The sequence below is a fragment of the Variovorax nivicola genome (genome assembly GCF_051216475.1).
Taxonomy (GTDB): domain Bacteria; phylum Pseudomonadota; class Gammaproteobacteria; order Burkholderiales; family Burkholderiaceae_C; genus Variovorax.
The window spans coordinates 23,885-33,063 of the sequence record NZ_JBPJZK010000024.1 but is presented as its reverse complement, the minus strand read 5'-3'; the positions used below and the strand labels follow the sequence as shown (position 1 = coordinate 33,063).

The window sequence follows — 9,179 nt, the reverse complement described above, 5'->3', positions numbered from 1 at the left end:
CTTCTGCCACCACCCGTTCATGCGGCTGGACTTGAACTCCTTGCTTGTAAAGCGCTAACCTGCCAACGTGTTTCCTATGTCCGCGCACACCTGTTTCCAAGGTCCCCGGTCCATACACTTCGCCAAAAGAAAGTAAGCAAAGAAAAGGCGACCCTACTGTCTGCGTCCCTTCGCTTCGCTACGGGCAACCTGCGGTGCTCGACTACGGAGGGGGTCCGCAGAACTCGCTTCGCTCAAACAGCTGCGGCCCTGATCCCTCCTACGTCTGCGCTCCTCGGCGCAGCCAGAAGGGATTGGGGAGCCGGGCGGGCCTTCGCTGCGCTCGGCCCGGTAACAGCCAACAGCCAGTACCAACCACCGCAGGCGCTACGCGCCTGCGGTGGCCTGGTGGCCGAGCGAAGCAAAGGCCCGAGTTGTCTCCAGCCCCTCTGGCTGCGCCGAGGAGCGCAGCGTTTCGCGGATCAGGGCTCGCCCTTGTCTGAGCGAAGCGAGTTTGGGCGAGACCCCGCGAAACGCGAGCACCGCAGGTTGCCCGCAGCGAAGCGGAGGGACGCAGACAGTGGGGTCGCCTTTCTTTTGCCTACTTTTCTTTGGCGAAGCAAAGAAAAGTAGGTCGCCCGCCGGGGCGAGTCCCGGCCCCGGAAAGCAAACCCATACCAACGACAAATTCAGCCCCAGCGAGGAACAGCCTCATCCTTCAACTGCCGCCGCAGCAAGTCGTAGTCAGGCACAACACTCTCAACGGTTTCCCAGAACCGATGCGAGTGATCCATAACCCGCAGATGCGCCAGCTCGTGCGCAACAACATAGTCGATCACCGACAGCCGAAAGTGAATCAACCGCCAATTCAGCCGAATCGACCCATCCGCACTGGCACTCCCCCAGCGCGTAGAAGCATTCGACAGCGACAACTTCTGCCACTGCACCCCAAGCAACGGCGCAAAGTGATCCAGCCGCTCGATGAACAGCTTGCGCGCCTGCCGCATCAGCCAAGCCTGCGCCGCATCACGAATCTGCGAGGGCTCAGCGTTCTGCGCCACAGCCAGTCGCAGCACCCGCGGCCCACCTTCTTCAACAGCGTCGTCAAGCGTGCCGCCAACACTCGCAAAGCCATGCTTCGGATCAAGCCGCATCACAACCGGCTCACCCAGGAACGGAAACCCAGCCCCATCCTTCCACTCGATGCGAGTGGCCTCGACCCGCGCATGGCGCTGCTGCGTTTCCGTCAGCTTGCGCAAAATCCAGTCCGACTTCTCCTGAATGGCCGCATCGACATCGCGCAACGCCACCCATCGCGGCGCGCGCACCGACAGCCCCTCGGCCCCGACGAGGAAGCCGATCGTCTTTCGCTTGCCGCGCTTGAATTCATAGGCCACGCGCGCCGAGCCGAGCACCACTTCACGCGTGGCCTGGGGATGCGCGAAGTTCGCAAGCGTCAGCGTGTCGGCCAACGGCACCGCGGGTGGCGCATGCGGGTCCAGGGGTGCGGGCGGAGCCAAAGGCACGGCCGGCGGTGCCACCAGCTTCGGCTTCTTCACCCTGCGCGGCCGCGCCGGTGCGGGCGCTGGCGGCGCAAACTCGCTGCCCAGCCCCTCGAAAAGATCCATCGTGAACCGAAGCAATCCCATGACGGGCTCTCTTTTCCTCTTCAGCTCACCGCTTCTTGCGTGGGCTGCAGAGGGCTGTCGACATACGCCTCGGGGTCGAGGCGGCGCATCTCGGCCTCGATCCAGGCCTCGACCTCACGCATCAACTCATCAGGCTTGCGGCCCACGCTCGGAATCGCCGGGCCGATGGACACATCGACCACGCCCGGGCGCTTGATGAAGGCCTTGCGCGGCCACACCTTGGCTGATGTCACGGCAATGGGGATCACCGGCACGCCGGTCTCGCAGGCGAGCCTCGTACCGCCGCTCTTGTACGTGCCCTTCTGCCCGCGCGGAATGCGCGTGCCCTCGGGGAACATGATGATCCAGATGCCCTGCGCAAGCAGCTTGCGGCCCTGGTTGACCACCTTGTTGAAGGCCTGCGCACGCTGGCTGCGGTCGATGTGGATCATGTCCAGCCGCGCCATTGCCCAGCCGAAGAAGGGGATGTAGATCAGCTCCTTCTTGAACACGTATGCCAGCGGGTGCGGCATCAGCGTGGGCATCAGGAAGGTCTCGAGCGTGGACTGGTGCTTCACCAGCAGCACCGCGCCGGCGAGCTTGTCGGTCGGCAGGTTCTCCATGCCGCTCACGCGGGTCTTGATGCCCAGCAGCACGCGCGCGCCGCCGATGGCCCAGCTGAGCCATTGCTCGGCCATCCAGTAGAGCGGAATGCCGCGCTTCCAGAGCGAGCTGACGCACATGATGATGCCCCAGGGGATCACGGTGACGAGCATCCACAGGGCGTGGAGAACGGAACGGAAAAACGCCATCAGACAGCCACCTGCAGTGCGGCCCGCGCTTCGCGCGCGAGCAGAAAGTCGACAAAGGCGGCGAGATCGTCGTGGACCAACGTGTTCGCCGGATATTCGGAAGGCAGCGGATCGACGCCGCGGCAGGCCGCGCCCATGCCCGTGAGCAACAAGTGCGGCTCGCAGCCTGCAGCCGCGCCCGCCTGCAGGTCGCGCAGGCTGTCGCCGCAGGTCGGGGTGCCCTTGAGGTCGATGCCGTAGCGGTCACCGATCTGCAGGAACAGGCCGGGCCTGGGCTTGCGGCACTCGCAGCCCTCGTCGGGGCTGTGCGGGCAATAGAACACCGCATCGACCTTGCCGCCCACGGCCGCGAGCATCTTGTGCATCTTGGCGTGCATGGCGTTGAGCGAAGCCATGTCGAACAGGCCGCGGCCCAGGCCCGACTGATTGGATGCAATCACCACGTGCCAGCCCGCATGGTTGAGCCGCGCCACGGCCTCGAGCGCACCGGGCAGCGGCGTCCACTCGATGTCGCTCTTCACGAAGTCTTCGCGGTGCACGTTGATCGTGCCGTTGCGGTCGAGGATGACGAGTTTCATGGCGGTGCCACTCCTGGGGGAGGCGTCGTGAATGAGCTCAGACAGCCAGCCGTTCGAGCTGTGCCACGCGGTTCATCGCAGTGTGCAGCGACATCAGCAGGCCCAGGCGGTTGAGCCGCAGGTCGGCCTGTTCGGCGTTGACCATCACGTCGTCGAAGAAGGCGTCGACCGGCTCGCGCAGCGCGGCCAGCGTCTGCAGCGAGGCGGTGTAGTCGCCGGCTTCGAACTGGGCGTTGGCGGCGGGCACGACTTGCGCCATGGCGGCGTGCAGCGCCTTCTCGGCTGGCTCTTGCAGCAGCAGCTCGCTGACGTGCGCGTCGGCCTCGGGGGCCTTCTTGAGGATGTTGCCGATGCGCTTGTTCGCAGCGGCCAGCGCGGCGGCGGCGGGCAAGGCGGCAAAGGCGCGCACAGCGGCCAGCAGCTTGGGCACTTCGCCCAGGCGCTGCGGGCGCGGAGCCAGCACGGCGTCGACTTCCTGTGCGCTGGCGCCCTGCTCGCGCAGGCTGCCGGCGAGGCGGTCGAGAATGAAGTCCTGCAGCTCGCCCGTGGCGCGGCTGCTTTCGAAACCGGCGATGCCGCTGAACTGCGCGGCCGTGTCCTGCAGCAGCGCGTCGAGGCCCAGCGGCAGGTCTTTCTCGATCAGCATGCGGATCACGCCCAGCGCGTGGCGGCGCAGCGCGAAGGGGTCGCGGTCGCCGGTCGGCAGGTTGCCGATGCCGAACATGCCGACCAGCGTTTCGAGCTTGTCGGCCAGCGCGACCACGAGGCCCACGCTGTTGCGCGGCAGTTCGTCGCCGGCAAAGCGCGGCTTGTAGTGGTCTTCGATGGCGTCGGCCACCGATGCATCGAGGCCGTCGTGCAGCGCGTAGTAGCGGCCCATGGTGCCCTGCAGCTCGGGGAACTCGCCGACCATGTCGGTCACGAGGTCGGCCTTGGCGAGTTGGGCGGCCTGCGTGGCGTGCGCGGCCAGCGCAGCGTCGCCGATTTTCTCGGCAATGCCGCGCGCGATGCGCATCACGCGTTCGACGCGCTCGCCCTGCGTGCCCAGCTTGTTGTGATAGACCACTTTGCCCAGCGACTCGACGCGCGAGGCCAGCGACTTCTTGCGGTCCTGGTCGAAGAAGAACTTGGCATCGGCAAGGCGCGGGCGCACCACGCGCTCGTTGCCTTCGATGACCGCGCTCGCGTCAGCGGGGCTGATGTTGCTGACGACCAGGAACTTGTTGGTGAGCCTGCTCGACGCGTCGAGCAGCGGAAAGTACTTCTGGTTGGCCTTCATCGTGAGGATCAGGCATTCCTGCGGCACTTCGAGGAACTCGCGCTCGAAGCTGCAGACCAGCACGTTGGGTCGCTCGACCAGCGCGGTTACTTCGTCGAGCAGCGCGTCGTCGTGGATGGGCACCGAGCCGCCGCCGACCTTCACCGCAGCCGCTGCAAGCTGGCGCGCGATTTCGGCGCGGCGCGCCTCGAAGCTCGCAATGACGGCGCCGTCTTCCTGCATCTGCAGCGCATAGCTGTTGGCGTCGCGCAGCGCGACCGGATCGACCGCCGCTTCGAAGCGATGGCCGTGCGTTTCGCGGCCGGCCTTCAGGCCCAGCGCCTCGATGGGCACCACGGTGTCGCCATACAGCGCCACGAGGCCGTGCGCGGGACGCACGAAGCTCACGCTGCTCCAGCCCGGCAGCTCGCAGCCGCTTTCGAGCTGGTAGCTCATGACCTTGGGAATCGGCAGCTTGGCAATCGCCTCGGCCAGCGCCTTCTGCAGGCCTTCGGCCAGCGTGGCGCCCTTGGCGGTGCTTTCGTAGAACAGGGCTTCGGCCTTGCCGTCCATGGCGCGCTTCAGGCCGGGCACGGCGGAGGCGTCGGCGCCCAGCGCACCCAGGCGCTTGAGCAGCGCGGGCGTGGGCTGGCCGGAGGCGTCGATGCCCACGGCCACGGGCATGAGCTTTTGCGACACGGCCTTGTCGGCGGCGCGCTCGGCCACGTGCGTGAGGTGCGCAGCCAGGCGGCGCGGCGAGGCGTAGGCGGTGAGCACCGAGCCGGCTTCGGCCAAGCCTTGCGCCACGAGTTGGTCGCGCAGCACGCCCGCGAAAGCATCGCCGAGCTTCTTCAGTGCCTTCGGCGGCAGTTCTTCGACAAACAGTTCGACCAGCAGGGAGTTCTTGTTCATGGGGGTCGTCATCGCTCAGGCGGCCTTCTTCGGGGGGATCTGCGCGACCCATTCGCGCGGCGCCATCGGGAAGCCCAGTCGCTCGCGGCTGTCGTAGTAGCTCTGCGCCACGCTGCGCGCGAGGTTGCGGATGCGGCCGATGTAGGCCGCGCGCTCGGTCACGCTGATTGCGCCGCGCGCGTCCAGCAGATTGAAGCTGTGCGCGGCCTTCAGCACCTGCTCGTAGGCCGGCAGCGCGAGCTGCTCGGTCATGAGGTGCTTGGCCTGCTTTTCGTGCGCGTTGAAGGCGGTGAACAGGAACTCGGCGTCGCTGTGCTCGAAGTTGTAGGTCGACTGCTCGACCTCGTTCTGCTTGAACACGTCGCCATAGGTGAGCTTGTTGCCACCGTGGCCTTCGGTCCACACCAGGTCGTACATGTTTTCCACGCCCTGCAGGTACATGGCCAGCCGCTCGAGGCCGTAGGTGATCTCGCCGGTGATCGGCTTGCAGTCGAGGCCGCCCACCTGCTGGAAATAGGTGAACTGGGTCACTTCCATACCGTTGAGCCAGACCTCCCAGCCCAGGCCCCAGGCGCCGAGCGTGGGGTTCTCCCAGTCGTCTTCCACGAAGCGGATGTCGTTCTTCTTCAGGTCGAAGCCCAGGGCTTCGAGGCTGCCGAGGTAGAGCTCGAGGATGTTCGAGGGCGCCGGCTTGAGCACCACTTGGTACTGGTAGTAGTGCTGGCCACGATTGGGGTTCTCGCCATAGCGACCGTCCTTGGGGCGGCGGCTGGGCTGCACGTAGGCGGCCTTCCAGGGTTCGGGGCCGAGCGCGCGCAGGAAGGTGGCGGTGTGCGAGGTGCCCGCGCCCACTTCCATGTCGTACGGTTGCAGCAGCGCACAGCCCTTGTCGGCCCAGTACGACTGCAGTTTGAGAATGATTTGTTGGAAGGTCAGCATGGCTCTGCGTGAAGTCGGCCGCCCGGTGGGAGAAGAACCCGCGGCGCAACGAACCGGCTATTTTACGAGGCAGCGGGCGGTCAGGAACGGGCCGCTATGCTCGGCCTCCCCTTTTGGAACTCCTGCCGACACGCCGTGATTCGCCTGCCCCTGCCGTCCGCCCGCCTCGCCCATGCCCGTTGAAGATGCCGCATTGATCGCCCTGGGAGAGCGCCTCGGCGCCCAGGCCTGGCCCGGATTCCTGATTCTTCTTGTTGCGCTGACCGTGGCCGCCGGCCTCGCGGCCCGGGGCTTCGAGCACCTGCGGCGCCGGCACGCAGAGCAGCCGGAGCCGGGCGCCGGCCTGCTGTTCGGCGGACTGGCCATCGGCGCGGCGTCGGTGATGGCGCTGGCCTGGGTGTTCGCCGAAGTGGCGGAAGGCCTGGGCAACGGCCGGCCGATGGGCCTGCTGGACGAGACGATCAGCCGCGCCGTGGGCACGCACACGCCGCCGGGCGTGCGCGAGGTGTTCTCGTGGCTCACCCACATGGCCGACCCGATCGTCGTGGTGCTGCTGTGTGCCGGCGTGGCGGTGGCGCTGTGGTTGCGTGGGCACCGCGGCTTCGCGGCCGGCTGGGTCGCGGCCACCGCCGGCAACGCGGTGCTGAACCACATGCTCAAGCTCATCTTCGAACGCGCGCGGCCGGTGCACGACTTCGGCTTCGCGCAGGTGTCGGGCTATTCCTTTCCGAGCGGCCACAGTTCGGGCTCGATGGTGCTCTACGGCATGCTGGGCTACCTGGGGCTGCGCATGCTGCCGCCGCGCTGGCGGGTGCCTTCGGTGATGGCGGCGACGGCCGTGGTCGTCACCGTGGCCTGCAGCCGCATCTTCGTGCGGGCGCACTTTCCGAGCGACGTGCTCGCAGGGCTGTGCTCGGGCGGTGCCTGGCTGGCGATCTGCATCGCGAGCATCGAGTACGCGCGGCACCATCGCGGTACAGGCCGCCCATGAAAAAGGCCGCAGCAGCTTTCACCGTTGCGGCCTGATCCGGAAAGGGCACTGAATGCGCCCCAAGGGAGATCAGTACTCCCAGAAGATGCGCTGCAGTTCCTTGGTGTTGTTGGTCTTGGTGAGAGCAACCATCGCCAGGATGCGCGCCTTCTGCGGGCGCAGGTCATGCGCTACCACCCAGTCGTACTTGTCGTCGGGCTGCTCGGCATTGCGAATGACGAAGCCGTCGGGCACGCGCGCGCTGCGGATCACGATCACGCCGTCGGCGCGGGCCTTCTGCAGGTTCGGAACGATGCGGTCGGCCACCGAGCCATTGCCCGTGCCGCCGTGGATCAGCGCCTTGGCGCCGCTCTTGGCAATGGCGTCGATGGCCACCGACGAAACGCCCTCGTAGCCCATTGCGATCTCGACCGGCGGCAGCGTGGTGATGCTGTCGATGTCGAATTCGGAGTTCATGGTGTGGCGCTTGACCGGCGCGCGGAACCAGTAGTTGCGGCCCTCGACGATCATGCCCAGCGGACCCCACTGGCTGGAGAACGCGCTGGTCTTGATGTTGACGTTCTTGCTCACGTCGCGGCCACTGTCGATGTTGTCGTTCATCGTCACCAGCACGCCCTTGCCCATCGCGTCCTTGCTGCCCGCCACGTTCACGGCGTCGTACAGGTTGAGCGCGCCGTCGGCCGACAGCGCGGTGCCCGGACGCATCGAACCGACCACGACGATCGGCTTGTTCGTGTGCACAGTCAGGGTCAGGAAGTAGGCGGTTTCTTCCAGCGTGTCGGTGCCGTGGGTGATGACGATGCCGTCAACGTCCGCTTGCTTCGACAGCGCCGACACGCGCTTGGCCAGCGTCAGCAGGTTGTCGTTGGTGAGGCTTTCCGATGCGACCTGGAACACCTGTTCGCCGCGCACATTAGCCACTTTGGAGAGCTCCGGCAGGCCAGCGATCAGCTTCTCGACACCGACCTTGGCGGCCGCGTAGGTCGCGCTGTTGACGGCCGAGGCGCCGGCCCCGGCGATGGTGCCGCCGGTGGCGAGGATCACCACGTTGGGCAGTGCCTGCTGCGCCTGCGCGAGCGCGCTGGCCGCCAGCAAAGCGGCGCCAGCCGCGAAGGCACGGAAACGGGGAGAGAGGTACATGGAGAACTCCTTTGTTGAGGTGGAATTTTTCGAGGCGGCGAGGAAGATACATGAACCGTGCCTGCATGCCCTGCCTGCCCATGCCGGCATGGCATGCGGTCATGCACAAGCGGACAGGCTGGGGCGAGGTATTACCATCGACCGCGCGCACTGCCGCTCACCCGCCATCATGAACGCCGATCCCGCCGCCCTCCCCGTTTCGACCGCCCAGGAAATGCCCGCCCCCGACGGCCCGCTGTCGCGCGCGCGGCCCGGGCGCGAACGCATCATGGCGGCGATCCGCACCGCGGCGGTCGCCGAGTTCAGCCTGCACGGCCTGAAGGGCACCTCGACCCAGGCCATCGCGGCGCGCGCGGGCCTCACCAAGCCCCAGCTGCACTACTACATCGCCGGCAAGGAAGAGCTCTACGAAGAGCTGCTGATGCAGGTGCTGCATGCGTGGAAGGTGGTGTTCTCGTTCGAAGACGCGAGCGACCCGGCCACGGTGCTGGGCGACTACATCCGCAAGAAGCTCGACCACGCCATCGACAGCCCCGAGATGTCGCGCATCTTCACGCGCGAGATCCTCGATGGCGGGCGCAACCTCGACCGCTACTGGCCCAACGCGCGGGCCTGGACGCAGAAGAAGGTGGACATCATCAACGGCTGGATCGCGCGCGGGCTGATGCGCCCGCTCGACGCGCGCATTCTGCTGATGCATATCTGGGCCATGACCCAGAGCTACGCCGACTACGCGATCCAGACGCGCGTGATGCTCGGCCTGCCGCCCGACGCGCCCATCGATCGCGAACCGATCGCGCGCGAGCTCGTGACTTTTGTGCTCAACGGCTGCGGCATCAAGGCCTAGTTTTCCGCCCTGCTTGCCCGCACCCAGTGCGCGCACCTGTTTCGCCGTGTGACTTTTGGCACTGGTGACGCCAGCGCCACGCCTCTACCTTCGCA

8 protein-coding genes are annotated in these 9,179 nt (G+C 66.7%); 2 read left to right on the top strand and 6 right to left on the bottom strand.

The genetic code is table 11. The features are described 5' to 3' along the window. Window positions 1-668: 668 nt before the first annotated feature. From ACSFBF_RS35655 to glyQ, 5 genes are read right to left on the bottom strand one after another with little or no spacing between them, the layout of a single operon-like run. Window positions 669-1,607, bottom strand: coding sequence for a M48 family metallopeptidase (locus ACSFBF_RS35655; RefSeq protein ID WP_435475119.1), 939 nt, complete (start codon window positions 1,605-1,607; stop codon window positions 669-671). Window positions 1,608-1,648: 41 nt separating this feature from the next. Beyond that, window positions 1,649-2,419: a lysophospholipid acyltransferase family protein gene (locus tag ACSFBF_RS35650; RefSeq protein WP_093059866.1), complete on the bottom strand. Its 771-nt coding sequence runs from the start codon at window positions 2,417-2,419 to the stop codon at window positions 1,649-1,651. Continuing rightward, window positions 2,419-2,997: a D-glycero-beta-D-manno-heptose 1,7-bisphosphate 7-phosphatase gene (gmhB, locus tag ACSFBF_RS35645; protein WP_093059864.1), complete on the bottom strand. Its 579-nt coding sequence runs from the start codon at window positions 2,995-2,997 to the stop codon at window positions 2,419-2,421. Before gmhB ends, ACSFBF_RS35650 begins: the two co-directional genes overlap by 1 nt. A gap of 37 nt (window positions 2,998-3,034) precedes the next feature. Then, window positions 3,035-5,167 (bottom strand): glycine--tRNA ligase subunit beta, encoded by a 2,133-nt coding sequence (gene glyS, locus ACSFBF_RS35640; RefSeq protein WP_435475116.1) that lies wholly within the window; start codon window positions 5,165-5,167, stop codon window positions 3,035-3,037. 15 nt (window positions 5,168-5,182) lie between these two features. Further along, complete coding sequence (gene glyQ / locus ACSFBF_RS35635) at window positions 5,183-6,106, bottom strand: glycine--tRNA ligase subunit alpha (protein WP_435475114.1); 924 nt, start codon at window positions 6,104-6,106, stop codon at window positions 5,183-5,185. 172 nt (window positions 6,107-6,278) lie between these two features. On the opposite strand from glyQ, the gene ACSFBF_RS35630 reads away from it, so the two are divergent. Then, on the top strand, window positions 6,279-7,097 hold the full coding sequence (locus ACSFBF_RS35630) for a phosphatase PAP2 family protein (RefSeq protein WP_435475112.1): 819 nt from the start codon (window positions 6,279-6,281) through the stop codon (window positions 7,095-7,097). A 69-nt stretch (window positions 7,098-7,166) separates the two neighbouring features. Here the strand turns inward: ACSFBF_RS35630 and ACSFBF_RS35625 are convergent, their stop codons facing one another. Next, complete coding sequence (locus ACSFBF_RS35625) at window positions 7,167-8,237, bottom strand: asparaginase (RefSeq protein WP_435475110.1); 1,071 nt, start codon at window positions 8,235-8,237, stop codon at window positions 7,167-7,169. A 169-nt stretch (window positions 8,238-8,406) separates the two neighbouring features. On the opposite strand from ACSFBF_RS35625, the gene ACSFBF_RS35620 reads away from it, so the two are divergent. Beyond that, complete coding sequence (locus ACSFBF_RS35620; RefSeq protein WP_435475108.1) at window positions 8,407-9,084, top strand: TetR family transcriptional regulator C-terminal domain-containing protein; 678 nt, start codon at window positions 8,407-8,409, stop codon at window positions 9,082-9,084. Window positions 9,085-9,179 lie beyond the last annotated feature (95 nt).

Coding starts and splice junctions, on each gene's coding strand:
- ACSFBF_RS35655 (WP_435475119.1), bottom strand. CDS start 1,607: ATGGATCTTTTCGAGGGGCTGGGCAGCGAGTTTGCGCCGCCAGCGCCC.
- ACSFBF_RS35650 (WP_093059866.1), bottom strand. CDS start 2,419: ATGGCGTTTTTCCGTTCCGTTCTCCACGCCCTGTGGATGCTCGTCACC.
- gmhB (WP_093059864.1), bottom strand. CDS start 2,997: ATGAAACTCGTCATCCTCGACCGCAACGGCACGATCAACGTGCACCGC.
- glyS (WP_435475116.1), bottom strand. CDS start 5,167: ATGAACAAGAACTCCCTGCTGGTCGAACTGTTTGTCGAAGAACTGCCG.
- glyQ (WP_435475114.1), bottom strand. CDS start 6,106: ATGCTGACCTTCCAACAAATCATTCTCAAACTGCAGTCGTACTGGGCC.
- ACSFBF_RS35630 (WP_435475112.1), top strand. CDS start 6,279: ATGCCCGTTGAAGATGCCGCATTGATCGCCCTGGGAGAGCGCCTCGGC.
- ACSFBF_RS35625 (WP_435475110.1), bottom strand. CDS start 8,237: ATGTACCTCTCTCCCCGTTTCCGTGCCTTCGCGGCTGGCGCCGCTTTG.
- ACSFBF_RS35620 (WP_435475108.1), top strand. CDS start 8,407: ATGAACGCCGATCCCGCCGCCCTCCCCGTTTCGACCGCCCAGGAAATG.